Origin of the sequence: Bacillus ndiopicus, assembly GCF_000612805.1 — a bacterium.
Classification (GTDB): domain Bacteria; phylum Bacillota; class Bacilli; order Bacillales_A; family Planococcaceae; genus Metasolibacillus; species Metasolibacillus ndiopicus.
On record NZ_HG964405.1, the window covers coordinates 194,800 to 220,416 of the forward strand.

At 37.0% G+C, this 25,617-nt stretch carries 21 protein-coding genes; 19 read left to right on the plus strand and 2 right to left on the minus strand.

What is annotated here, in order from left to right:
* The first annotated feature begins 61 nt into the window (after positions 1-61).
* The 8 genes from hflK (at position 62) to coaE (ending at position 10,550) form a co-directional block, all read left to right on the plus strand.
* The gene (hflK, locus tag TY13_RS09255; protein ID WP_042474707.1) at positions 62-1,018 is read left to right on the plus strand and encodes an FtsH protease activity modulator HflK; all 957 of its coding nucleotides are present in this window, start codon (positions 62-64) and stop codon (positions 1,016-1,018) included.
* Positions 1,015-2,037, plus strand: a complete 1,023-nt coding sequence (gene hflC / locus TY13_RS09260) for a protease modulator HflC (RefSeq protein WP_042474709.1) — start codon at positions 1,015-1,017, stop codon at positions 2,035-2,037. The genes hflK and hflC overlap by 4 nt, the downstream gene beginning before the upstream one ends.
* A gap of 391 nt (positions 2,038-2,428) precedes the next feature.
* On the plus strand, positions 2,429-3,592 hold the full coding sequence (locus TY13_RS09265) for an ATP-grasp domain-containing protein (protein ID WP_042474712.1): 1,164 nt from the start codon (positions 2,429-2,431) through the stop codon (positions 3,590-3,592).
* Between the two features lie 18 nt (positions 3,593-3,610).
* Positions 3,611-5,293, plus strand: a complete 1,683-nt coding sequence (locus TY13_RS09270; protein WP_042474715.1) for a methyl-accepting chemotaxis protein — start codon at positions 3,611-3,613, stop codon at positions 5,291-5,293.
* 319 nt (positions 5,294-5,612) lie between these two features.
* Complete coding sequence (locus tag TY13_RS09275) at positions 5,613-6,050, plus strand: DNA polymerase I (protein ID WP_230199413.1); 438 nt, start codon at positions 5,613-5,615, stop codon at positions 6,048-6,050.
* Between the two features lie 324 nt (positions 6,051-6,374).
* Positions 6,375-9,005, plus strand: coding sequence for a DNA polymerase I (polA, locus tag TY13_RS09280; RefSeq protein WP_042474721.1), 2,631 nt, complete (start codon positions 6,375-6,377; stop codon positions 9,003-9,005).
* A 12-nt stretch (positions 9,006-9,017) separates the two neighbouring features.
* Positions 9,018-9,890 carry a bifunctional DNA-formamidopyrimidine glycosylase/DNA-(apurinic or apyrimidinic site) lyase gene (mutM, locus tag TY13_RS09285; protein WP_042474724.1) on the plus strand — a complete coding sequence of 291 codons (873 nt, stop codon included), beginning with the start codon at positions 9,018-9,020 and terminating at the stop codon, positions 9,888-9,890.
* 63 nt (positions 9,891-9,953) lie between these two features.
* Positions 9,954-10,550, plus strand: coding sequence for a dephospho-CoA kinase (gene coaE / locus TY13_RS09290; protein WP_042474726.1), 597 nt, complete (start codon positions 9,954-9,956; stop codon positions 10,548-10,550).
* Between the two features lie 43 nt (positions 10,551-10,593).
* Here coaE and TY13_RS09295 read toward each other — a convergent pair whose 3' ends face one another.
* Together TY13_RS09295 and TY13_RS09300 are read right to left on the minus strand one after the other, a co-directional pair.
* A complete protein-coding gene (locus TY13_RS09295; RefSeq protein WP_042474730.1) occupies positions 10,594-11,463 on the minus strand; it encodes a hypothetical protein in 870 nt (289 codons plus the stop codon).
* The gene (locus TY13_RS09300) at positions 11,450-11,956 is read right to left on the minus strand and encodes an RNA polymerase sigma factor (RefSeq protein WP_230199414.1); all 507 of its coding nucleotides are present in this window, start codon (positions 11,954-11,956) and stop codon (positions 11,450-11,452) included. The genes TY13_RS09295 and TY13_RS09300 overlap by 14 nt, the downstream gene beginning before the upstream one ends.
* A gap of 258 nt (positions 11,957-12,214) precedes the next feature.
* Between TY13_RS09300 and TY13_RS09305 the strand changes: the two genes are divergently transcribed.
* The 11 genes from TY13_RS09305 to TY13_RS09355 all read left to right on the plus strand — a co-directional run bounded on the left by TY13_RS09305 (position 12,215) and on the right by TY13_RS09355 (position 25,518).
* A complete protein-coding gene (locus TY13_RS09305; RefSeq protein ID WP_042474733.1) occupies positions 12,215-13,234 on the plus strand; it encodes a glyceraldehyde-3-phosphate dehydrogenase in 1,020 nt (339 codons plus the stop codon).
* Between the two features lie 212 nt (positions 13,235-13,446).
* Positions 13,447-13,809: an adenosylmethionine decarboxylase gene (speD, locus tag TY13_RS09310; protein ID WP_042474736.1), complete on the plus strand. Its 363-nt coding sequence runs from the start codon at positions 13,447-13,449 to the stop codon at positions 13,807-13,809.
* Positions 13,810-14,123: 314 nt separating this feature from the next.
* Complete coding sequence (locus tag TY13_RS09315) at positions 14,124-14,612, plus strand: RNA polymerase sigma factor (RefSeq protein ID WP_042474739.1); 489 nt, start codon at positions 14,124-14,126, stop codon at positions 14,610-14,612.
* Between the two features lie 2 nt (positions 14,613-14,614).
* Entirely contained in the window at positions 14,615-15,556 is a 942-nt protein-coding gene (locus TY13_RS09320) for an anti sigma factor C-terminal domain-containing protein (RefSeq protein ID WP_042474742.1), read from the plus strand.
* 82 nt (positions 15,557-15,638) lie between these two features.
* On the plus strand, positions 15,639-16,535 hold the full coding sequence (locus TY13_RS09325) for a VanZ family protein (protein ID WP_052344284.1): 897 nt from the start codon (positions 15,639-15,641) through the stop codon (positions 16,533-16,535).
* Positions 16,536-16,689: 154 nt separating this feature from the next.
* Complete coding sequence (gene nrdR / locus TY13_RS09330; protein ID WP_042474749.1) at positions 16,690-17,157, plus strand: transcriptional regulator NrdR; 468 nt, start codon at positions 16,690-16,692, stop codon at positions 17,155-17,157.
* 21 nt (positions 17,158-17,178) lie between these two features.
* Positions 17,179-19,881, plus strand: coding sequence for a DnaD domain protein (locus tag TY13_RS09335; protein WP_042474751.1), 2,703 nt, complete (start codon positions 17,179-17,181; stop codon positions 19,879-19,881).
* On the plus strand, positions 19,868-20,809 hold the full coding sequence (gene dnaI, locus TY13_RS09340; RefSeq protein ID WP_042474753.1) for a primosomal protein DnaI: 942 nt from the start codon (positions 19,868-19,870) through the stop codon (positions 20,807-20,809). Before TY13_RS09335 ends, dnaI begins: the two co-directional genes overlap by 14 nt.
* Positions 20,810-21,130: 321 nt before the next feature.
* Positions 21,131-23,062 carry a threonine--tRNA ligase gene (gene thrS / locus TY13_RS09345; RefSeq protein ID WP_042474755.1) on the plus strand — a complete coding sequence of 644 codons (1,932 nt, stop codon included), beginning with the start codon at positions 21,131-21,133 and terminating at the stop codon, positions 23,060-23,062.
* 344 nt (positions 23,063-23,406) lie between these two features.
* Positions 23,407-24,144, plus strand: coding sequence for a hypothetical protein (locus tag TY13_RS09350; RefSeq protein ID WP_230199415.1), 738 nt, complete (start codon positions 23,407-23,409; stop codon positions 24,142-24,144).
* Positions 24,145-24,516: 372 nt separating this feature from the next.
* Entirely contained in the window at positions 24,517-25,518 is a 1,002-nt protein-coding gene (locus TY13_RS09355; protein WP_042474757.1) for a GNAT family N-acetyltransferase, read from the plus strand.
* Positions 25,519-25,617: the final 99 nt, after the last annotated feature.

The following is a 25,617-nucleotide window of genomic DNA, read 5'->3' on the forward strand; positions in this document are numbered from 1 at the left end:
TGAAACCTTTTTATATGCTATTCCGTAAAAAAGCTATAGCGAAATAAAGGGAGGAACATATATGAGTACAAAGCGCACATTAATTGCGGTTGCTTTAGGGCTTTTTGCGATATTTGGCATTATCGCAGTGTTGACAACGTGGTATACAGTTGATGAATCTGAACAGGCAGTTGTTGTTACTTTTGGTAAGTCAGGAGAAACGATTACTGAATCAGGATTACACTTTAAACTACCTTGGCCGATGCAAAAAGTAGAGGTTTTATCAAAGGAAACATTCAGTTTGGAGTTTGGTTACAAAGAGCGTTCACAAAGTGATATGGACATATATCCTTCAGAAACAAAAATGATTACAGGCGATGAATTTTTCGTGCTTACTGATTTAGTTGTTCAGTGGAAAATTACAGATCCGAAAAAATATTTATTCAATTCACAAGATCCGAAAGAGCTATTACATAGTGCGACATCAAGTGCGATTCGTTCCATTATCGGAAACTCTAAAATTGATGCCGCTTTAACAGATGGAAAATCAGATATAGAATCAAGAACAAGAACATTATTGACACAATTAATGGAAAAATATGATGTTGGAATTAGTGTATTAGGCGTTAAGCTACAAGATGTTGAGCTGCCGAATGAAGAGGTGCGTGCTGCCTTTACTGCGGTAACTGATGCACGTGAAATGAAAAATACAAAAATTAACCAGGCGGATAAATACAAAAATCAACGCCTTAGTGAAGTAGAAGGAGAAATCGCTGCGATTAAATCCAAGGCGGAGGGGCAAAAGGTTGCACGTATTGAGCAGGCCGTTGGGGACGTTGCTGTATTCAAACAGCTTTATAACGAATACAAAGATAATAAAGCGATTACACGCGAGCGTCTTATGCTAGAAACGTTAGAAATGGTATTGCCGAATGCGCAAATTTATATTATGAATGATGATGAAGGAAGTACAATGAAATATTTACCTATTCAGTCAGCTACACCGAAACCGAAAGAAGAAGGGAGCGATAGCCAATGAGTAAAAATAAGTACGATGGGGATTTAGAAAAGTTTTTAAGGAAATTATTTACTGACAAAAATAAAAAGAAGAGTAAAGTTGTTGAAGCAACAGTCTCTGAAACGGATACAATTCAAAAAGAAAAGAAACCTAAAAATATGCGTAAATGGGCTACTTCCGCGATTATAATAACAGCTATTTTTACGATTGGGATTATCGCTTTTGCTAATCTTTACATTGTGAAGGAAAACGAATATAAAGTAGTGCGTCAATTTGGTGAAGTTGTGAAATATGAGCGTGAGCCTGGGCTGCATATGAAGATACCATTTATCCAAAGTGTAACGACATTGCCGAAAAATTTAATGACCTATGACATGATGCAGGAAGAGATTAATACAAAAGATAAAAAGCGGATTATTATTGATAATTATGCTGTATGGCGAGTAGTTGACCCAAAGGCGCTAATTTCTAATGCGGGGACATTGCCGAATGCAGAGCGTCGCATGAGTGAATTTATTTATTCAGTTATTCGTACTGAGCTAGGTACATTGAATTACGATCAAATTATTAATGATGCAGATTCATCGCGCGGTGATATAAATGATAGTGTAACATTGAAAGTAAATGAGCTTTTAGCCAATGATAACTATGGTATTGAAGTAGTTGATGTACGTATTCGCCGCACAGATTTACCGCCAGAAAATGAGCAAGCAATTTTTACACGTATGATTTCAGAACGTGAAAAAACAGCACAGACATATTTGTCGCAAGGGGATGCATTGAAGCGAAAAATCGAAGCGGAAACGGATCAAGAAGTGCAAATGCAGCTAGCCAAGGCAAACAGTGGAGCTGCTGTAACAATCGCTGAAGGTGAAGCAGAGGCTGCAAAAATTTATAATGAAGCATTTTCAAAAGACCCTGAATTTTATTCGCTATATCGTACGCTAGAATCATATAAAAAGACGATTGGTGATGATACGGTTATTATTTTACCGTCAGACTCTCCATATGCAAAAATACTATCAGGTTACCTTGAATAACATATGAATTTATGTAAAGGAATTGTCCGAAAAGCAGGCTAATGCACTGCTTTTCGGGCAATTTTTTCGGCCTTCGAAAACATGCGATTATTCTTTGAAAAGTTGAAGGTGCTGGTTTCTACGTTGTTTTTAAAATGAATAAATAAAGCAAGTTTTTCTGCTGTGTCAAAGTTGATGTCAGACTTCTGGACAACCTTCTTTGTAATTTTTTTCTCATTTTCTACAAAAATCAGCATGATTTTGCTGGAAAATGTAGCAATCAAAAGATAATATAGTATAATGGACTACGGTTAGTTGTTTTGGCATATTTATTCACAAGAAAATTAATGTAAAATGTATACGAGTAAACAATTTTTAAAAAGTACTTAAGACTTAGAAAGGTGGAAAAGAAGTGATTTTTTTAGATCCTAATTATATCTCCCCAATGTTACAAGAGGCATTAATACGTACAAAAATTCCGATGTACGATATCGTTAATCAGCAATTAATAAATGAACCACAAGCTACTACTTTAGAATTACAAGAAAATCAGCTTATTATTATTAATTCAGAACATGCTATTAAATTATTAACAGATCAATTTGCACATTTAAATGCTACTAAATGGTCGAATTTATTTAAAAATAAAGTAGCATTCCGAAGATTTTTAGCATCAAGCTTCCCAAGCTTTTACTTCAAAGAAAGTACATTGCATGAGTTAAGCATGATGGACAGCACTAGCATACCGTATCCAATTATTCTAAAACCAGCTATCGGTTATGCAAGCGTTGGCGTACAAAAAATTAAGGATGCGCAACAATTTACAGAAGCTGTTCAACAATTAGTAAAAAATAATGGTTTTGCAACTTCTTACGCAAAAGATATTTTAAATTTCCAAACATTTATTTTAGAAACATACATTGAAGGACAAGAGTTAGCAGTAGATGCTTATTTTAATGAGGATGGGAAACCGATTATTTTAAATTTATTTGCTCGTATGTTCCGTGATGCAGAGGATATGAGTGATCGAATTTATTATACAAGTAAACAAGTACTAGCTCAGTATTTGTCAGTTGTTGAAAAATACTTAAGTGAACTAGGAGCTTCACTTGAAATGCGTAACTACCCATTTCATATCGAGCTTCGCATTGACGCACAAGGCATTTTAATTCCAATTGAAGTGAATCCTTTACGCTTTGCTGGTATTGGTACGACAGAACTTGGTACATACGCTTATGATATTAATCCATATGAATATGTTTTCAACAAATGGGAACCAGATTGGTCACAAAAAATTGCCAAAATGGATGATCGAATTTATAGCTTTACTTGTGCAGAGTTTGACAGCCATCTTACTTTTGAAGATATTGACTGTATTCATCACGAAAAGCTGAAACAAGAATTTGATCATCTATTAGATTATCGAATTATGCCACAAGACAGTGGGACAACCTTTGCAGTTATCTTTTTTGCTAGTGATTCATTTAGTCAAAATGAACATATTTTATCATTAGATTTTATGTCATTTATTACAACAAAGAACGAGGCACTTGCTTTAAGCAGTTCTCACAACTAGAGAAGGAGCGGGCTATACATGGGCAAAAAAAAACAATCTGTTAAAACGAAAATATTGGCGAGCATCATTCTACCGATTAGCATCTTAAGTATTGTTTTCGGCATGCTTTGCTATATGGTTGCGAATAATTTAGTTAAAGAACAAATTCTTCCAACATATGAACAAAACCTCACATTAAAAATGGAGCAATTTGCAAGATTAATAGATCCATATACTGTCAATGCTGCGAAAACAGATAAGACTAAATTTGAAAAGCTTTTACAAATAACTACAGATTTTAAACACAAAACAGGGTTAGAGCATGTTTATATTATTAGTAAAATTAATGGACAAGAGTATATTTTAGTATTGAGTGATGATGGCGAATATTTAACACCAATTGAGTATTCAGAGGATCAAACGAAAGCGACAAGCACAACAGAAATCGTAGTTAGTCCAATTTATGGAGATAATTACGGTGATCATAAATCAACATTTTTACAAATCCCAGGAACGGATTCGGTAATAGGTCTTGACGCAGATGCAGATTTTATTAGTGAAATAAAAAATGAAATTATCATGACAGTTATTGGGATTTCACTTGTTTTTATTGCTATAGGTGTAACGGTGGCACTGTTTATCGCACGTAATATTACACGACCGATGGAGCGTTTAGTAAACCATACGCAAATTGTGGCAAAAGGTGATTTACAGCAGCAAGTAGTGGTGGAAGGAGATAAGGAAGTACGTAATTTAGCACAAAGCTTCCATGATATGCAGGAACAACTTCGAGAAACAATCCATCATGTAAACGTTACATCAACGCATGTTGACCAAAGTTCATCAACGTTGAAGGAAAGTGTAGAGCAGCTAACAATTGCTTCAACACAAGTGGCGGGCGCTATTCAAGAAATTGCTTCAAGCAGTGACTTAATCGTAGAAGGTGCAGTGCAAAATCGTGGAGCAATTGAGCAAATGGTTTCACAAATTGCTTATATTTCCAACATGACTTCACAAGTATCTGATGGAGCATTACGTGCTACAAACATTGCACAACAAGGTAATGAAGTAGTTCAAAGCTCAGTAAAAGGAATTGGAAATATTCATGAAACAGCAAAAACATCTTTAAAAATCACAGAGCAGATGAATGTGCGTTCAACAGAAGTAAGTCAAATTACGAAAATTATTTCGGGCATTTCTGACCAAATTAATTTATTAGCATTGAATGCGGCCATTGAAGCAGCAAGAGCTGGGGAATATGGAAAAGGGTTCGCTGTTGTGGCAGATGAAATTCGTTCGTTAGCTGAGCAATCAGCACAGTCAGCAAGCAATATTACGACATTAATACAAGGGATGCAAAAAGATTCAGATGATTCAGTGGTAGCTATTACAAATGTTGTAGCACAAATTGAGCATGAAAATACAGCAATGCATTCAGCTGGTGAAACATTCAGCACAATCTCATCAATGGTTAGTGAAATGAATGGTGAAATTCAGCAAATAACAGCTACGATTCAGGAAATGGCAGCAAGTTCGAATCAAGTACTTGCTACGACAAACCAAACAGTTGAATCGATTGAAGCATCTAGCGAGCATTCACAAAGCATTGCGGCATCAATGGAAGAGCAAACAGCTACTACCGAGGAAATGCTAAGCATTGCGACTGAATTAAACGAAATGATTGGCAATTTAAAAACACAGATTGAGCACTTTAAAATATAACTGTTTAAGAGCTGTCGAAGAAATGCAGACTACTTCTGCATTTTCTCGACAGCTATTTCGTGTTAATTGAAGTGATTGTTATTTACCCAAAGGCTGGAAACAATAAAGTGAAAGCCAATAGCTTGAATTTGGAAGAGAGGTAAGGTTATAGGGGAATTTGGACTAAAGTCCTCTAAGATGCAATTGATTACGGGTTATTATAGTTATGATACATGGATTTATATTTAAGGATAATATTGTTATATAAGGATATAGAAATTTCTTTTCATCGCTCTATTTATTGTTATAATAGACTATGTAACTTAATAGAGAGGTGGATATGATGAGCAAGCGAATTCAAAATTTGCTAGTGGCATTTATTATCGCAACGTCAATGACGGCGCTTTTTCAATCAAGTCATTTTGAGTTGATGAAAACAAGCCTATTTCATATACCTGTAATTTTTTTAATCATGTTTATTCTTGGAACTATTATTGCCGAAGATGTTCGTAATGCCTTTAAAAAGGTGCTTTGGTTTGAAAAACGTAAAGACCAGCGTCCAGTTTGGCAAGTTGGTATCGGGATGATTTTCTATTTCGCACAAATTGGTTTTGTAGAAGTATTTATGAGAGGCGTTATGCACTACAATCTTGGTGGTATGCCGCTGTACTTAGTTATTAGCTTTTTAAATGCTTTTTTATTGACGGTTATTTTTGAGGAAATTTTCTATAAAAATGATAGTCATGCTATAGAACCTTATAAAGTGAAAAATAAATGATTGAATAGGCGCTTTTGCAAAACTTTTTTGAGGAAAGTTTATGTAGAAGCGCCTTTTTTGGTGGAAAAAAACTCGGATTCACGCTAAAGTTAAGAGGAGAATAGTTCGAACGCATGTTTTTACCAGGATTCAGTGAGGTTCCATTCACTTGCTGTTTGAGAGGAAGAGTGCCACACGCGTATTGCGGTTGAGTAACCAACATCGTATTGTCTACATAATGTGGCCAATTAACTACTAGCACGTGTGTTGACGGTTACTCCCACCAGTTGCTCGAAAGCTGGCTGAGGCGTAATAGATTTTGTAATTGAAGAGGAGCGTACAACAATGGCGAAAGAAAAATTATTATTACTTGATGGCAATAGTTTAGCCTATCGTGCATTTTTTGCATTGCCACCATTAACGAATGATAGTGGAATTCATACGAATGCTTCATATGGTTTTACGATGATGCTACAAAAAATTGTGGAGGAAGAGCAGCCGACACAAATGCTTGTGGCATTCGATGCAGGGAAAACGACATTCCGCCACGAGTCTTTTGGAGAATATAAAGGTGGTCGCCAAAAAACGCCACCTGAATTATCGGAGCAATTCCCTTATATTCGCAAGCTTATTGATGCCTACAATATTAAGCGCTATGAGCTTGATTTATATGAGGCAGATGATATTATCGGTACTTTAGCAAAGCAAGCCGAAGCTGGCGGTAGTGAAGTTATTATCGTATCAGGTGATAAAGATTTGACGCAGCTATCATCAGACAATGTCACTGTATATATTACACGTAAAGGGATTACAGATATTGAAAAATATACGCCAGCACATATCGAAGAGAAGTATGGACTAACGCCTGCACAAATCATTGATATGAAGGGCCTGATGGGAGACGCATCGGACAATATTCCAGGAGTTCCTGGTGTTGGGGAAAAAACAGCCATTAAGCTACTGAAGGAATACGGTTCTGTTGAAGCGTTGTATGAGGCAATTGATGGAATGAAGGCTTCTAAAATGAAAGAAAAGCTTGTAGAAAATGAAGATAGTGCACATTTATCGAAAAAGCTTGCAACAATTTTCACAGAGGCACCAATTGAGATAACACTTGATGATTTAGCTTATGCTGGGCCAAATGAAGATGCCTTGCTTGCAGTTTGGCAGGAGCTTGGCTTTAAATCATTAATTGAAAAAAGTGATATGCAAAGTACAGCACAGGAGCAGGAGGACATCCAGCTAAATATTGTAGCTGATGTAACTACTGCGATGCTAAAAGATACGATGGCACTTCATGTGGAACTAGAAAACGAGCACTATCATAGCTGTGATATGCTTGGGATTGCTGTAACAAATGGTGAAGATGCAACATATATTCCCGTAGAAATTGCATTAAAGAGCGATGCTTTCAAAGCTTGGCTAGAAGATGCATCGAAGAAAAAATATATTGTAGATAGCAAAGCTACACAGGCTATTTTAGCTCGTTATGATATTCAACTTGCTGGCGTTGCATTTGATTTGCTTCTTGCATCATACATTGTTAATCCAGCTATTTCAGGTGATGATGTCGCAGCACTTGCAAAGGAATTTGGCTATACAAATGTACAAGCTAATGAAGTAGTGTATGGCAAAGGGGCAAAGTGGACAGTGCCAGAAACAGGTGTATTAGCGGATCATATTAGCCGAAAAGCAATTGCATTATGGCATTTACAGTCAGTTGTAGAAAAGAAGCTAAAGGATAATGAGCAATACGATTTATATCATGATTTGGAATTACCACTTGCTGAGATATTAGGGAAAATGGAAATCGAAGGAATTTCAGTTGATGTAGAAATATTAAAGCAAATGGGAGAGGCATTGCAGGAGAAGCTCACGGTTATTGAGCAATCAATCTATGAGCTTGCAGGTGAAGAATTTAACATTAACTCACCAAAGCAATTAGGTGTTATTTTATTCGATAAGCTAGGCTTACCTGTCTTGAAAAAAACAAAAACAGGTTATTCCACAGCGGCGGATGTATTGGAAAAGCTACAATCTGAGCATGATATTGTGAAGCATATTTTAGATTATCGCCAATTAGCTAAGCTGCAATCGACGTATATCGAAGGACTCACAAAAGAGGTACACGCTAAAGATGGCAAAGTGCATACGCGCTTCCAGCAAGCATTGACAGCAACAGGGCGCTTAAGCTCGACAGACCCGAACCTACAAAATATTCCGATTCGCTTAGAGGAAGGTCGTAAAATTCGCCAAGCATTCGTACCATCAAAAGAAGGCTGGGTATTATTTGCGGCAGACTATTCACAAATCGAGCTACGCGTATTAGCACATATGTGTCAGGACCCTGTTCTAGTAGAAGCATTCAAGGAAGGAATGGATATTCATACACGTACAGCAATGGATGTCTTCGGTGTCACAAACCCAGATGAAGTAACAGCAAATATGCGCCGTACAGCAAAGGCTGTAAACTTCGGTATTATTTATGGTATTAGTGATTACGGCTTGTCACAAAACTTAGATATACCGCGTAAAAAGGCGGCTGAGTTTATTGAAAGCTATTTACAAAGCTTCCCTGGTGTAAAAGGCTATATGGAAAACATTGTAGCAGATGCTAGACGAGATGGCTTTGTCACAACAATCTTAAATCGCCGCCGTTATCTACCTGATATTAATAGCTCAAATTTCAATTTACGTAGCTTCGCTGAGCGTACAGCGATGAATGCACCGATTCAAGGAAGTGCAGCTGATATTATTAAAAAAGCAATGATTGATATGGATATACGCTTGCAGAAGGAAGGCTTACAGGCAAAGCTTTTATTACAAGTACACGATGAATTAATTTTCGAAGCACCAGCCGAGGAAATAGAAATTTTAGAACGGATCGTACCGGAGGTTATGGAATCTGCTATTGAACTAGCTGTACCATTAAAAGTTGATTATTCACACGGTCACTCTTGGTATGATGCAAAGTAAGGAGTGATTTCTGTGCCTGAATTACCAGAGGTTGAAGGAGTCGTTAAAGATTTAAAGCCGTTAGTTGAAGGCAAAATAATTCAATCTGTTACATTATCTGATGTAGTTTATACATCTCATGAAGCAGGTAAGCAAACAATTGTTAAAGGAAGTGCGCTACAGCATTTTGAGGCGAGCGTACAACAGATGACGGTTACTGCTATTGAACGACGTGCTAAATATATTTTTATTCATTTGCAAAAAGAAGGGGAGCCATTTGTGCTCGTCAACCATTTAGGGATGACGGGCGCATGGTTTGTCGTGCAAAATGTGACAGAAATTGAAGAGGAAAAATTTCGTAAGCATATCCATGCAACCTTTACTTTAGCAAGTGGTGAACTACTTATTTATAGTGATATCCGTCGTTTTGGTGAGCTACGCTTTTTACGCACAATTGATGAGCATGCACCATTAACAAAAATGGCGCCCGAACCGTTTGACAATGATGCATGTGAATTTTTCCTAACGCAGTGTATGAAAGCGAAATATGAAAACAAAGCGGTGAAGGAAGTTATCATGGATGGACAAGTAATTTCTGGCTGTGGCAATATTTATGCGACAGAAGCGCTATTTGCTACGAAAATTAAGCCAATGAAAAAAGTAAAAGCTATTTCGAAGGCGAAGAAAATAGAGTTGTTTCAAGCGATTGTCAATGTATTACAGGAAAGTATTGACAATGGCGGCTCAACAATTTCAGATTATCGTACTGTTAACGGCGGCGCAGGCTCGATGCAAAATCGCTTGAAAATGTATAGTCATAAACAGTGTCCACTATGTCAAACGGAAACAACATCCGTCGTCATTGCTGGACGCACATCAACGTATTGCCCAAGCTGTCAAAAATAATAACTAATTTAGAGGAAGCCTACAATGGGGAAACTATCAGACCTTCGATAAAGGGGAATTTGTATGATTATAGGATTAACAGGAAGCATTGCAAGCGGTAAAAGTACCGTGGCACAAATGCTAAAAGAGTATCAATTGCCGATTGTTGATGCAGACTTAGTTGCACGACAAGTAGTAGAGCCAGGCTCTGAGACGTTGCAGAAAATTGCTGAGGCTTTTGGTCAAGACGTTATTAAAGAAGATGGTGCAATGGATCGCGAAAAGGTTGGCTCGATTATTTTCCATGAACCTGCGCAACGTAAGGTGTTAAATGATATTATACATCCTGCTATTCGCACGGAAATGCTACGCCAACGTGATGAGCTCCTACATGGTGGGGCAGAGCATGTTGTAATGGATATTCCACTATTATTTGAAAGCAAGCTACAGCATTTTGTTGATAAAATATTAGTTGTGTCTGTTACAGAGGAAATCCAGCTCGCTCGCTTAATGGAACGCAATCAGCTACCTGAAAATGAGGCACGTGCTCGTATTGCATCACAATTGCCTATGTCTGTGAAAGAGCAAGGGGCAGATGCGGTAATATACAATAATGCAACAAAGGAATCGACGGCTGAGCAACTGAAGAAAATATTGCAGCAGTGGGCGGTTATTTATTGAGAGATGTAGGGGAAAGTTGACTCTTCCCCTACATCTTTTTTTGTTAAAATAAAAATAGTATGCCAATCATGGAACCGAATGAAAGTAGTATTCTGGCTAACTCAAACCGTAAAATATTTAATGATGGAGCCCGGTACTTAATATAGCGCCATTGGAGATAAGCAGCAGTTACAATGGGAATAACAGCAATTGGGATGTAAAAAGGCCCAATAGCAATAATATAAAAAAGTGTTGCCAAAACTAGACTGGCGAATAGTGTGACAAGGATATGAACGCTAATGGATTTTGGGTAAATCACTTTATGATCAATCTTGTGTTTTTTATAATAATATATAGACATCAAGTTTGTTAAAACTGTGATAAGGATGAAAATAGGTAAGGCCCCCATCCTTTTTGGTGAATACAATTGATTAAATACATCCCCATATAGCTCGCGATTTTCACGATAATAAACCTTTTCATCCACATCATAAATATCTGTATCAGATAGTTGGAATTTTCTTTGTTTCCCATTTTCAACAAAAATAACATCCACTATATATGAGCCAAGCTTACCGTCATTAACAACGGGTAGGGTATTAATTTGCTGGAAAAATTGAATTAGCTCCTCAGATTCCCAGGTTTGTATTCGTGTATATAAAGTAGAGGTTCTTGCTTTAAAGCTCCCCTCCTCACCACTAAAGTACGTATAAATCATAGCAGAATATGTGCTGGCATTTTGTGCCGGGCGCTCAGGGTTTGTCATCATTAAAAATATAAAAATGCCGCACATGGCCATAATGATTGTAGGTATTTTCCAAGTAAATTGCTTTTTTGAGGGTTGCTGTGCAAGCGATTGTTTCATTTGTGCTTTGAGCTGTTCATTTTCTGGGAAATGATTTAATTGCTGTAGCTGTCGTTCAAGGCGATTCATGCCATTCACCTCCTAATAGTTGTTGCAGCTTTTTCATAGCACTGCGCTGGGTATTTGCAATTTTTGTTGTAGATAAGCCTGTAATAAGGCATGTTTCTTCGATGGATAGCTCCTCGATTTTACGAAAAATAAGCACTTCTCGTTGCAATGGCTTGAGTTGCTGTAGAGCCTCATACAGCTCCTTGCGTTCTTCACTTTGGACAATCCAATCATGTGGCACATATGTAAATTCATTTTGCTCATGCTTCTTTTGGAAGGGGAGCCACTGTATAAGCGCTTTTTTACGGTAGTAATCAATGATCAGATTGCGAGCAATTTGTCGGACAAATGTTTTAATATGTGCCTCGTTGCGAAAATTTCCTTTTAAAACCCTTACAAATGTTTCCTGTGTTAAGTCCTCGGCTAATTGCGTATGTGAAACCATTAAATATATGTATTTGTATACCGTATGGAAATGCTCCTCATAAATTGCTTCAAAATCCAAGTTTTTCACCTCTCTTACAATATTAGACGAATGACTACGAGAAATTTGTAACTTTTTAAAAAGATTTTTTTGAAATAGGTTATACTAAATAAAGTGCGTAATTGGAGAAATGTTGATATGAAAGCGTTTTATCGGCAGTTTCAGTTATCAGAAAATAAGAACTTTTAAAATCAACATAAAATACATTCACCTTTTCGAATAATGTGTTATACTAATTGACGAGTATAATAAATAAAATGATAACCTATTTACAGGAGGCTTTTTTATATGTCAGTTTCTATCGCAATTAATGGATTTGGTCGTATCGGACGCATGGTATTCCGCCAAGCTATCGTTCAGGAGGAGTTAAATTTAGTAGCTATTAATGCTAGCTACCCAGCCGAAACATTAGCTCATTTAATTAAGTATGACACAAATCACGGTCCATTCGAAGGCACTGTTGAAACGGCGGAAGACGCATTAATCGTTAACGGTAAGCGTGTAGCGATTGTTTCAGAACGTGACCCTAAATTATTACCTTGGAAGGCAATGGGCGTAGATATCGTAATTGAAGCAACAGGTAAATTCAATGACCGCGATAAAGCAGCTATGCATTTAGAAGCAGGTGCGAAAAAAGTAATTTTAACAGCACCAGGTAAAAATGAAGATATTACAGTTGTATTAGGTGTAAATGATGAATTATTAGACATTGAAAAACACGATGTTATTTCAAACGCTTCTTGTACAACAAACTGTTTAGCACCAGTGGCAAAAGTATTAAATGATACGTTCGGAATTGAAAACGGTTTAATGACGACAGTTCATGCTTACACGAACGATCAAAATAACTTAGATAACCCGCACAAAGACTTACGCCGTGCACGTAACTGTGGATCATCAATTATTCCAACATCAACAGGTGCTGCGAAAGCGTTAGCACTAGTGCTACCTGAATTAAAAGGTAAATTACATGGTATGGCTTTACGTGTACCAACACCAAACGTTTCATTAGTAGACTTAGTAGTGGATTTACAAAAAGATGTAACTGTGGAAGAAGTAAACGCAGCATTTAAAGCAGCGGCAGAAGGTCCAATGAAAGGTATTTTAAATATTTCAATGGAACCATTAGTATCATCTGATTACAATACAACAACATATTCTTCAACAGTAGATGGTTTAACAACAATGGTAATGGATGACCGTAAAGTGAAAGTACTTGCTTGGTACGATAACGAATGGGGCTACTCAGCACGCGTTGTTGATTTAGCAAAGAAAGTAGCCAATGCATTAGCAACGGTGAACGCATAATATAATAAAGGGGCTACAGAAAATTCGGCTTTTCTCGTAGTCCCTATTTTAACACTTGCAACTACTATGAAAACATCTTATAATCACACATGTGTATACATCATTTGTATCACATGACTACTTAAAGGGTTAGGACCTCTTTGGACTAACTTTCCCCCGTGGTAGTCAACTTTGCACATTTTAAAATATTATGTCAAAGGGGGAAGCGAACCATGAGAACGATGGGACGTCATGTTATTGCTGAGCTTTGGGATTGCGATTTAGAGAAGTTAAACAATGTTCAATTTATTGAGCAAACTTTTGTTGATGCAGCTTTACGATCAGGGGCAGAAGTACGTGAAGTAACTTTTCATAAATTTGCACCTCAAGGAGTAAGCGGAGTAGTAATTATTTCTGAATCGCATTTAACGATACACAGCTTTCCGGAGCATGGCTATGCTAGCATAGATGTGTATACGTGCGGTGATTTGGATCCAACAGTAGCAGCAAATTACATTGCGGAAGCACTCGGCGCGAAAATGCGCGAAGCGGTCGTCGTGCCACGCGGTATGGGACCTGTTGTTGTTGGTACATGAGCAGATGAATCAAGTGTTGTGAGACAAACTATAGGCTACTTGCCAACCGATTAATTCGGAGGGCAGGTAGCTTATTTGCGTTTTTATCTAAATGTAGAAAATTTTTTGTGTTACGAAAGCAATTTGTCAGCAATAATAATAACAACATATTTTTTACAGAAAGCAATGTCAAAGGTACAAATACAAAACACCTTCTCCATGGGAGTAAATACATACGTTAGATTCACCTATTATAAACGATTAAATAAAAAAATTTTTTTACTGTATACATTTTTGATTGCTGATTCGTTGTATATGTGTAGGGAGGATAAGAAATGAAAAAAGAAGATGAGCTTGCCTCCTATTTGATGCATTTAGGGGAGGAAGTGTATAAGCTTTTATTGTCAAAAAGAGCGAAAAAAGAGGATGCAGAGGATATTATTCAAAATACGATTTATAAAGTGTATATGCTGCTCGGTACATTAAATGAAAGTAACCTTCGTCCGTGGTTTTTTCGAGTAGCGTTGAACGAATATATTGATTTAAAACGTAAAAAAGACGAGCAGACGGCTTCATTAACTGAAGAAATTTATGTAAAGCTACAGCATGCAAATAATGCGTTTGATGTAATTAATCATAAGGATGAAATTACCTATTTATTGAAAGATACGAAACAAGAATATCGAGAAATTTTTTTGTTGAAGTATTATTATGATTTGACTTATGAGGAAATTGCACAAATTTTACATATTCAATCAGATAGTGTGAAGCAAAAATTATATCGTGCGCGAAAAAGCATTCAGTGTCAAAATGTGGAGGGATAGTAGTGGAAGAATCATTGCAAAAAGCAATAAAAAAAGCAAAGCTTAGAAATTTAATATTGATAGTAGCAACAGTGTTTATCGTTTTACTTGTGTCATGGGTGCTTATATATAGGATAGGTGACGTTTATGCTGGGAAAAGCTCAATTAAGCTACAGGACGAGATAACTTTAAGACATGCGATTTCTGAACCGAATATTCAAATTAGCTCACAAGTTAGCCAACGCTCTATATTTGGTGGAACAGTTGTAACGAATCGCTCAAAGAATGTGAATGGTTATGTTGTACCTTGGAGCACATTGACGAATACCTATGGCTGGGAAAGTTTAAATCTAAATTACAATGAGTTTGTACCGAGTTTTTATTTATCAGATAAATCTTACTATGTATATGATAAACAAACGAAAAATAAAGTAGCCACTTTTGTTCATCCTGATACGAAAAAATATTTTACAGCTATTCCGAATGATTTGGCAGCTGTTCGTTCAATGGAAAATTATGTTGCAGAAATAGCTATTTCGTTTGACAAACCATATACTACGGAAGAAATCACAAAAATGATTCCTGAAAATTTGAATATCGAATGGTTTTATATGACATCACTGGTGCAAGATGAAGATACAGACCCTGCTGGAGTTCCTGTTTATGGATTTGCGGGGGGAATCGGGTCAGAAAAAATATATGAGGACTTTATGAAGGATTTAGCCAAATACGACATTAGTCAAAACAAGGATTTAGCCCAAGCTGATATTAAACAAAATAATGAAGTGATTCAAACATTTTTGAAGATCAACAATGGGAAAGCCTTCAAAGATGTACCCGTTTTAGGTGTTATGTTGACAGGGCAAACGAAAAATTTTGCTGCATTAGAGGGCAAGGAATTTGTAAGGTCGGCTTCCGTAGGGGTAACTGTGCCAATGGTTCCGTATATTCAGCCAGAAAAATAAAATCACACCTTAATCAATCGAAAAATGGGCATTTTCGATTGATTTTTTCCGCGTAGATTTATTAATTAAAAAGGAGAAAAATATGAAAAAACGACATTTAGTCATTATAACAATACTATATACAGTCTTGATTTTATACTTCATGTTCTTAGGTTTTAATCGTTTACAAGGGGGCGATTATGAGGGATATGTATTTGAATTTGGTCCAATAGTTGGTCCATTGGATTTTCCTAGGCTTTCCTTTGGGTGGATATACGATTTTGGCAATATAGCAGCCTTTATCCCTTTTGGCATTCTATTGCCTTTACTATACCGCTTTACGTATAAAAAATTTATTAGCATGTTTCTAGTCATTATTTTTGCATTAGAAACATTACAAGCTTTAACACGTTTAGGAAGCTTTGATATCAATGATGTGATTTCAAATACGATAGGTGCAACCATTGGGTATATTATCTACAAAACTGCCTTCACACCAACGATTACTTTCAAAAAACTCATTACTGCTAGTTGGGTGACTTTGTTACTGTTCGTAGGCATTATCACGTTTTCAGAAATCTGGAAAGAGCGAGTAAGCTCCGTTCAACCATTACATATGATTGAAGAAACAACAGGAACTAAGCCGCTAACAAACGATTTACCAACATTCATTGTGGAAGGTCAGAACATCAAACCACAATTTAATTTATATCGTGATAAAGGAACTTATACGTTTACGACAAAGGGAAAAAAGGAACTTATACTCTTTTTCAATATGGGTATTCCGAATAATGAGGAATTTCAAGGAGATTTAACCATTATGGTAGATGGGGAGAATAGATTTCAAGTAAGGGCAGATGATTTAAAGGGAGATGGTGCATTCGAAACACCATACGAGCTACCTCTATTTTACGATTCAGAAAAAATGACAATTTCCATCACAGGAAATATGAAGCTGTGGGATGTAGGTTTCACAGAACTTAAACATTGGTGGGAGTAAAAAGTATTGAAAAGAGCTGTTAGGAAAGGAAGGTGTAAACCTACTTTCCCGACAGCTTATTCTTTTTTGTGTGTTATAATATAATCAATATCGTGTCACTATTTTTGATATAATATAATAACTAGTAAATTGAAATGAATCAGGAGAAATTTGTATGAGATGTCCAGCTTGTCAATATAAAGATACACGTGTTGTTGATTCAAGACCTGTAGATGATAATAAAGAAATAAGAAGAAGACGTGAGTGTGAAAAATGCTCGTTTCGTTTTACGACGTTTGAAAAAATGGAGGAAACACCACTTGTTGTCGTAAAAAAAGAAGGTGCGCGTGAGGAGTTTAGCCGTGAAAAGATTTTGCGCGGATTAATACGAGCATGTGAAAAACGACCAGTAGCTCTTGAAGAACTGGAGGAGCTTGTAATTGCAATTGAAAAAGATTTGCGTCGTTTAGGTCAATCAGAAGTTCGCTCAGAGGATGTTGGGGAAATGGTGATGGATCGCTTAATGAAGTTAGATGAAGTGGCGTATGTACGTTTTGCCTCTGTTTATCGCAGATTTTGTGATATCGATGCATTTATTCAAGAATTAAAACAATTGCAAAATAAGCAAGGAAATACGAAGTAATGCTATGTAAGGAGGGTTAAGATGACCTTTATGAATCAATTACATCCGTATGATATTTGTGAAGTTCAATGCCCTCACGAATTTAATGTAGTCAATCAAAAAATTTTGCAGCTTTGCTATCAGCCGATTATTGGCGTCGATGCGGTTGCTTTATATTTGAAATTATCGGTAGAAGCATCTAATGAACATATAGCCTTTCATCATCATTATTTACTCGATTGCTTAGATTTTTCGATAAAACGGCTTTTCCAAGCAAGGATAACGTTAGAAGCAATTGGCTTGCTACAAACATTTTGTAAGGTAGAAAATGATGCAACACATTATATTTATCGTTTAAAGCAGCCACTAGATGCTAAATCTTTTTTTGCAGATCCAATTTTATCTGTATCATTAATGAGGAAAATTGATAAGAAGGCGTTTGAGCATTTGCATAACACGCTCGTGTCAAAAGAGCAAAAGCTACATGGCTATAACGAGGTGACACGTGGCTTTAATGATGTATTTTTAAATGTAACGGAAAAAGAGCTGCAAAATATCGAACAACTTTATTCAGAGCAGGCGAGTGAAATATCAACAAACGGCTATGCGTTTGATTACAACTTGTTTGATTTTAAACTATTTTTCGACGGCATTAGCCAAGCGCTTATTCCACATAAGCTTTTTACTGTAGAAATTAAACAAACAATTGCTAAAGTTGCGTTTCTCTACAATTTTTCACCGTTAGATATGCAAAGCATTGTGATGCAGTCATTAACGGATGAACAAACTTTAAAGGCGGCGACGATTGAAAAAAAAGCAGCAGACCATTATCAGCTAAGCGGTCACAATCAAAATAAATATAAGCTACTAAAACGCTATGATATTACATCGGAAAAACCTGAGTCTAAGGAAAATAAAAATACGAGAAATGAGCATATTCATTATTTAAATACGACATCTCCTATTGAAGTATATGAGGATTTGCATGGCGTTTCTCCTACAGATGTAACAGTTCGGCTTTTCAACGATTTTTTAAATAGAGGTATTTCCTACGGTGTCATTAATACATTGATTCAATATATCGCAATGTCCGATGGTCGTTTAGATTATAATATCAATTTAATGCACAGCATTATGGATACTTTGGTGAGAAACGGAGCAAAAACAGCGGAGGATGCAATGCAAATTGCCAAGGAAGAGCACGATAAGCGCAATGGGAAAGCGATGCCAACAATTCAAAAAACAGAGCATCCTGCATCTAATCAAATTCCAGATGCAATGAAGGATTATGAGCTATCAACGCCGTATGAATTCCTGAAAATATTAACAAAGGGCAGGGAGCCGTTTAAAAATCAATTGAAAACGGCCGAAAGCTTAATGACTCTTTATGATATTGCACAAGGTGTCACAAATGTAATTGTCGAGCATGTATGGAAGCAGACAAATGGCAAGCTACCTGAAAAATTTGTTGAATCCGTCGCAGCTGAAATGCAGCAGCAAAATATTCAAACCGCAGAGCAGGCGGTACAATTTTTAGCACAACGAGGTTCAACGCCATACAAAATTGGGCAAGATGCGCTCGGTGAATTTGCCTTCTCTCCACAAGCACTTATTTACGATCGTACAACACCGTATGAATTTTTAAAGCAGCTTTATCGTGGCAAGGAGCCTGTACGCTTTATTGTAGAAACAGTAGAGCAGCTTGTTTTAACGCAAAAAATGCCAATTGGTGTTGTTAATTATTTGATGGAATATGCGATGCGAGAAACGAATGGCAAGTTAACAAAAAACTATATTCAAGCGATTGCAAGCAATTGGATGGCGCATAATTTGAAAAGTGCGGCAGATGCGATTCATTTAGTGGAGCAGCAGGAAGTAGCACAGCATAAAATTACATTGGATACACCTCTTGCCTTCAAAGCAAAGCAGCAGGATTTAACAAATTGGTTACCTCGTTATGATGAAACAATACCATATGAGTTTTTAAAGGCATTGAAAAACGGTGAGGAGCCGTTGCCTTATGTTGTTGAAATGGCTGAAAACTACGTTTTGTCTGGTATGACAGTAGGTGTTGTCAATGCGATGTTTGAACATGTGATTACGCAAGCAGGGCGTATTAATAAAAAGTATATTGATGCATTAGCAGCCAATGCCCAAATACAAAATATTGTGCTGGCAAAGGATGCTTTGAATTATTTCCAACAGCAAAATCAAAAAGCGACCGTTGCGACAATTTCACAGGATAATTTATCGCAATTTTATCCAAAGGACTATGTTTTTGGAAAAGTGGAAGAGAAATACGAAAAGAAGACGCCATATGAGTTTATTAAGCAGCTAAACAATGGACAAGAGCCGTTCCAATATACCATTAAGGCTGCGGAAAATTTAATAACACGCTATGGCATGGTGCCTGCTGTTGTCAATTTCTTATTGGAGTATGTATTAGCTAAAACGGACGGGGCGCTACCTGAGAAATATATAAATAGCGTGGCGGACTCATGGCGCCGTCAGCAAATTCAAACGGTGGAGCAGGCGCAAAAGCATGTTAAAGGCGCTGAGCAAAAAGCACTTGTTAGCAAGGGCACTAAAGTCGAAGTTGTGCCTGACTGGTTTCATAAAAAGCAAGAAGAAGAGCCTGTCAAACAAGAGCAAAAAGAAACAATTGATTTTGACGCTGAGTACAACAAACTATTACAGCAATTACGCAATTATGATGGGAAGGTGAAGAGCGATGGAACCGATTAAGGATTCATTAAAGCGTGTTGTCAATGTCCCATCTTTTCAAGAACGATATGAGGCGATGCGCCAAACAATATTACAACATGAGCAAGTGCAACAATTTATTGAACAAAATGCAGGGGAAATTGATAACCAAACGATTGAGCGTAGCTTGCTGAAGCTGCACGAATATATTAGTCAATCAACCGTTTGCTGTAAATGTGGAACGACTGCTCAGTGTACAAACTATTTACAAGGCTTTATTCCAAAGTTACTAATAACAAATGGACGCATCGATATTACTTATGAGCGTTGCGAGCAAAAAATACTGGAGGACGAACGCAAGGAAATTGCTTCGATGGTATCTTCTATGCATATGCCGAAAGAAGTGCTACAGGCAACATTTGAGGATATTGCAATCGATGGTAATCGATCACGACTTGATATTGTCCAGCAAATTGTCCAGTTTATTGATATGTATCGTACAACAGGTGAATTGCCACATAGAGGCTTATATTTATACGGGCAGTTTGGTGTTGGAAAATCATTTATTTTAGGAGCAATTGCGAATGAATTAGCAAAGCTAAAAGTAAAATCTGTACTCGTTTATGTGCCAGAGTTTTTACGTGAACTGAAGGCAGCGATTGCCGACCACACACTGGAAAGTAAGGTTGATTTTGTGAAAAGAGCGCCAGTATTAATGCTAGATGATATAGGCGCAGAGGCTATTTCTCAATGGGCTCGTGATGAAATTTTAGGGACGATTTTACATTATCGCATGAGCGAGCAACTACCAACATTTATATCTTCGAATTTTAATTATGAGGAATTAGAGCATCATTTAGCTCACTCGCAGCGTGGAGAAATAGAGGAAGTAAAAGCACGCCGCTTAATGGAACGTATCAAAGCAACAACTTCTATAATGAAAGTAGAAGGAGAAAATTTACGCCGATAGCAGTTGCATTTTCTTGCGATTCAGCGTATACTGTGCTCATATATAATTCAAAGCATAGAAAAGGATAAGAGGTTTGTGTAACGACTTTTAGAGAGGGAGGCCTAGGCTGGGAGCTTCCTAAGAACGGCACATACTTTACTACCTTGGAGCAGTGGCGGGGATAATCCGTCAACGTTGATCAGTACGTTAACTGACCTAGAGCTTCGTTCGAGAATATTCTCGGAAGGAAGAAGGGTGGAACCACGAGCATACGCGTCGTCCCTTTATCGGGATGGCGCTTTTTTGTGTTTACCCGAAACTATTTTAAAGGAGGACATAAACATGTCAGAAATGATGAAATTAACTTTCCCAGATGGTGCTGTAAAGGAATTTGCAGTAGGAACATCGACAGAGGAAGTTGCACAATCAATTAGCCCAGGTTTACGTAAAAAAGCGTTAGCTGGTAAAGTTAACGGTCAATTAGTTGATTTAAAAACAGCGATTGAAGCGGATGCAGCAATCGAAATTATTACACCAGAATCTCCAGAAGCGTTAGAAATTTTACGCCACTCAACAGCGCATTTAACAGCACAAGCGGTGAAGCGTTTATACCCAGACGCAAAGCTAGGCATCGGCCCTGTAATCGATTCAGGTTTCTACTACGATATCGATTCACCAACACCGATTACAGCGGAAGATTTACCTGCAATCGAAAAAGAAATGCGCAAAATTATCGCTGAAAATATTGAAATTGAGCGCAAAAATGTTTCGCGTGACGAAGCGCAAAAAATTTATGAAGCAATTGGCGATGAATATAAATTAGAGCTACTTGAAGCAATTCCAGCAGATAAGCAAGTATCTATTTACTATCAAGGTGATTTCTTTGACCTTTGCCGCGGTATTCATGTACCATCAACAGGTAAATTGAAGGAATTCAAGCTATTGTCACTTGCGGGTGCTTACTGGCGCGGAAACTCAGATAATAAAATGCTACAGCGTATTTACGGAACAGCATTCTTTACAAAAGATGAGTTAAAGCACCATATTCAAATGCTTGAAGAAGCAAAAGAGCGTGACCACCGTAAAATCGGTAAAGAGTTAGATTTATTCATGACTTCTCAAACTGTAGGGCAAGGCTTACCATTATGGTTACCGAACGGTGCAACAATTCGCCGTACAATTGAACGCTACATCGTTGATAAAGAAATCGCATTAGGCTATAAACACGTTTATACACCAGTTCTTGGCTCGAAAAAGCTATACGAAACTTCAGGTCACTGGGGTCACTATCAGGACGGCATGTTCCCACCAATGGAAATGGATAATGAAACATTAGTGTTACGTCCGATGAACTGTCCACACCATATGATGGTATTTAAAAATGGTTTACACTCATATCGTCATTTACCGATTCGTATTGCAGAGCTTGGTACAATGCACCGTTATGAAATGAGTGGCGCGGTATCTGGTTTACAGCGTGTGCGTGGGATGACTTTAAATGATGCTCATATTTTCGTACGTCCTGACCAAATTAAAGCAGAATTTAAAAAAGTAGTGGAATTAATTTTAGAAGTATATAAAGACTTCGATATTAACGACTATTCATTCCGTCTATCTTATCGTGATCCAAACAATAAAGAGAAATACTTCGATGACGATGAAATGTGGGAAACAGCACAAGCGATGTTAAAAGAAACAATGGATGAGCTAGGCTTAGATTACTTTGAGGCAGAAGACGAGGCAGCGTTCTACGGTCCAAAATTAGACGTTCAAGTAAAAACAGCAATTGGTAAAGAAGAAACTTTATCAACAGCACAGCTTGACTTCTTATTACCACAGCGCTTTGACCTTTCTTACATCGGTGAAGACGGCCAGCCACAACGCCCAGTAGTTATTCACCGTGGTGTCGTGTCAACAATGGAACGCTTCGTAGCATTCTTAATCGAAGAATACAAAGGTGCATTCCCAACTTGGTTAGCACCAGTACAAGTGGAAATTATCCCTGTATCAAATGCTGTACACTACGATTACGCAAAACAAATCGAAGAGCAGCTTATGGCAGCAGGTATCCGTGTAGAAATGGATGACCGCGAAGAAAAGCTAGGCTATAAAATCCGTGAAGCACAAATGAAAAAGATTCCGTATATGCTAGTTATTGGTGATAAAGAGGTAGAAGCAGGAGGCGTTAACGTTCGTCGTTACGGCTCAAAAGACTCAGAAACAGTTTCATTTGAAGAATTCTTAAATGGCTTAAAAGAAGAAGTAACGAAATAATGATCAAAACAGCCCATAAGCATTGCTAGTGGGCTGTTTTCTGTTGTGTCCAGCATACATAATAGGCCCTATACAGCTTGGCAGTAGGGATTGTTAGAGAAAGGTAAGAGTGCCCAGAGTAGCAAGGAATATGTATATAGTATATTTTCTTGATTACATTTTAAGTTATAAAAATGAATTAAAATACTTTTATAGGAAATGTCGAAAAAAGAAACAAAATGTATAATAGACCCTACTTTTGATTTGTTTTCTTGAATAATAAAGGTTTCTCTTCTTTCATTATAGAATAGATTTAATTAAGAATTTGCGCATATTCTAATATAATATGTTAGGAGTTTTTAAATATGAAGAATCTGAAGAAAATTATTGTAGGAGTAATAAGTCTAGTATTTTTGTTTTCAATAGTGGCACAAGTACCTGCTGCTGCAGCTCAAGTAGAAATTCAAAAAAATGAAATATTATCAACCATTTTTACAGAAGTACTGGAGTTAGATAGTAAATTTGATAATACAATTTATTTAGAAGGAGATTATATTGCTTTAGATACTAATTTAGCTATAAAACAAGGAGCAACAAAGACTGATATAAATCTAGCAAAATCCAAAATTGATGGACATAATCAAATCACTGAGGATATATCAACTCTTCAGCCATATGTAGTATTTGATGAAAATGGTTTGAATTTTGATGAGGAATCAGCAAGAAAAGCAAATGTATCCGAAGATTTAATTGTGACTACTGTAAAGGATTTTGAATTAATGAATTCAGTTGGTATATTAGCTGATTGTAAGGGGAAAAGTAACTTTGAAAAGACTGCGGATGGATTTTATACCTATTTTGATAGTTGCGAAACTGCTACGATAATAACTTATATCCAAATTGGTGCAGCAATAGCTTCACTTGGATTGGCTATTGCTGCCTTTATTGCTCCACCTGTTGGGTTAGCAACTATTATTGCAGTGGGATTATATGATATCGGAGCAATCGCTTTAAATCTTGTAAATATTCAGGGGTGTGGAACTTGGATCAAGTGGAAGGGAACAAACAACCCGAATCCATTCTGGGTTGGTAGTCAATGTTAGGTTATATTAAGAAAGGAGAGTAGTTTTGCTAACTATACTTCCTACTATTCTTTTAGGTATTAGTCTCTGTCTTTGTATAGTACTACTGCTTAAAATGAACCGAATTAAGGAACATAAAGAGAAGTTTCCTTTAATAATTTTATTTTCTTTCATTCTCATTAGTTTTTTAATGTTGTTGTATTTTAAGTTAATTGAATGAATGGAACATCTTCGAAGGCACCTTCTGTTAGCTTTGAACAGAAAGTGCCTTTTTTCATTATTTCTTGAGCTTTTAGTGTCCTCTAAGCATCGAGATTTATGTCAGCAAAAAATTAAGCATTGCTTGTTATATAGCTAATCAGATAATGTAAAGTTATCGGAGGGGGAGTAGAAATGGAATTCAAACAAATGACTATTGAAGATATACCAGCAATGGCAAAACTACTTATAGAAAGGCAAAATCTTGAGAGTAGGGTGTTCCCGTTTCTAAAAAATAGCAATCTTCATGTTAACTATATAACAGATTTACTTGCGGGATGGTTTACTAATAAACAAATGATTGGCATTGGGGCATTTATTAATAGTGAACTAGTAGGCTATATCATCGGAGAGTTAAAGCATGATACGGTGAGAGGCAGACATATATGGGGGCATTACGAGGGAGTCGCCATTCGAGCGGATCAATCGCCTGAACTTATTAGGAGTTTATATGCGAAGGCTTCAGAAGCATGGGTAGCGCAAGGTTGCTTTATGCACTACATGCTAATACCTCTCGGCAATCAAGTGTATTATGATGCCTGCCAACGATTAAGCTTTTTTATCCAGCAAGTACATGGGGTAATGAGCATGGCGGATTATCAACCTTTTGAAAATGTATCTGATGCAGAGGTTAGGGTGGCTCATAAAATGGATAGTACAACGCTAGGGAAAATGTCTAGTATTATTCAATCGTATCAAAATGCTGCGCCTACGTTTGAGCCTGTATTACCTGAAGCAGTATTGGAAATAAAAGCTGGATACGAAGGTATAGTTGAAGGAAATGATGAAACCTGTCTTATTGCAATAAAGGATATGAAAGAATTAGGATTTCAAGTGTACTATCCTAGTATGTCAAATTTAATGACACCCGATAATAGCGTAGAGTTAAGTGTTGCAGGTACCTATGATGTACAAATGGGAAAAGGCATTGGCAAAAAGCTGATGAATGAAGGCTATAGATTGATGAAAGAAAAGGGATATAGCACCATGGTAACAGATTGGCGAATAACTAACCTTGCTTCTTCAACATTTTGGCCAAAGTGTGGGTTTAAGCCAGTAGCCTATAGAATGGTTCGATACATTGACAGCAATATAGCATGGGCCAATTTTGATAATCCGAGTTTAAAATTATTGTAGTGTATTCAGCCACTGTAAATAAAAGTAATATGCAAAACCAATCTATAGGATATACACAAAAATCAGGCTTAGCAAGAAAGTGATAAGAGGAGGTTATCT

Bases quoted from the DNA above. Each gene is read 5' to 3' on its own strand.
- polA (WP_042474721.1), top strand. From the start codon at position 6,375: ATGGCGAAAGAAAAATTATTATTACTTGATGGCAATAGTTTAGCCTAT.
- TY13_RS09275 (WP_230199413.1), top strand. From the start codon at position 5,613: ATGATGAGCAAGCGAATTCAAAATTTGCTAGTGGCATTTATTATCGCA.
- thrS (WP_042474755.1), top strand. From the start codon at position 21,131: ATGTCAGAAATGATGAAATTAACTTTCCCAGATGGTGCTGTAAAGGAA.
- TY13_RS09315 (WP_042474739.1), top strand. From the start codon at position 14,124: ATGAAAAAAGAAGATGAGCTTGCCTCCTATTTGATGCATTTAGGGGAG.
- TY13_RS09355 (WP_042474757.1), top strand. From the start codon at position 24,517: ATGGAATTCAAACAAATGACTATTGAAGATATACCAGCAATGGCAAAA.
- speD (WP_042474736.1), top strand. From the start codon at position 13,447: ATGAGAACGATGGGACGTCATGTTATTGCTGAGCTTTGGGATTGCGAT.
- TY13_RS09335 (WP_042474751.1), top strand. From the start codon at position 17,179: ATGACCTTTATGAATCAATTACATCCGTATGATATTTGTGAAGTTCAA.
- hflK (WP_042474707.1), top strand. From the start codon at position 62: ATGAGTACAAAGCGCACATTAATTGCGGTTGCTTTAGGGCTTTTTGCG.
- dnaI (WP_042474753.1), top strand. From the start codon at position 19,868: ATGGAACCGATTAAGGATTCATTAAAGCGTGTTGTCAATGTCCCATCT.
- nrdR (WP_042474749.1), top strand. From the start codon at position 16,690: ATGAGATGTCCAGCTTGTCAATATAAAGATACACGTGTTGTTGATTCA.
- hflC (WP_042474709.1), top strand. From the start codon at position 1,015: ATGAGTAAAAATAAGTACGATGGGGATTTAGAAAAGTTTTTAAGGAAA.
- coaE (WP_042474726.1), top strand. From the start codon at position 9,954: ATGATTATAGGATTAACAGGAAGCATTGCAAGCGGTAAAAGTACCGTG.
- TY13_RS09305 (WP_042474733.1), top strand. From the start codon at position 12,215: ATGTCAGTTTCTATCGCAATTAATGGATTTGGTCGTATCGGACGCATG.
- TY13_RS09270 (WP_042474715.1), top strand. From the start codon at position 3,611: ATGGGCAAAAAAAAACAATCTGTTAAAACGAAAATATTGGCGAGCATC.
- TY13_RS09350 (WP_230199415.1), top strand. From the start codon at position 23,407: ATGAAGAATCTGAAGAAAATTATTGTAGGAGTAATAAGTCTAGTATTT.
- TY13_RS09295 (WP_042474730.1), bottom strand. From the start codon at position 11,463: ATGAATCGCCTTGAACGACAGCTACAGCAATTAAATCATTTCCCAGAA.
- TY13_RS09325 (WP_052344284.1), top strand. From the start codon at position 15,639: ATGAAAAAACGACATTTAGTCATTATAACAATACTATATACAGTCTTG.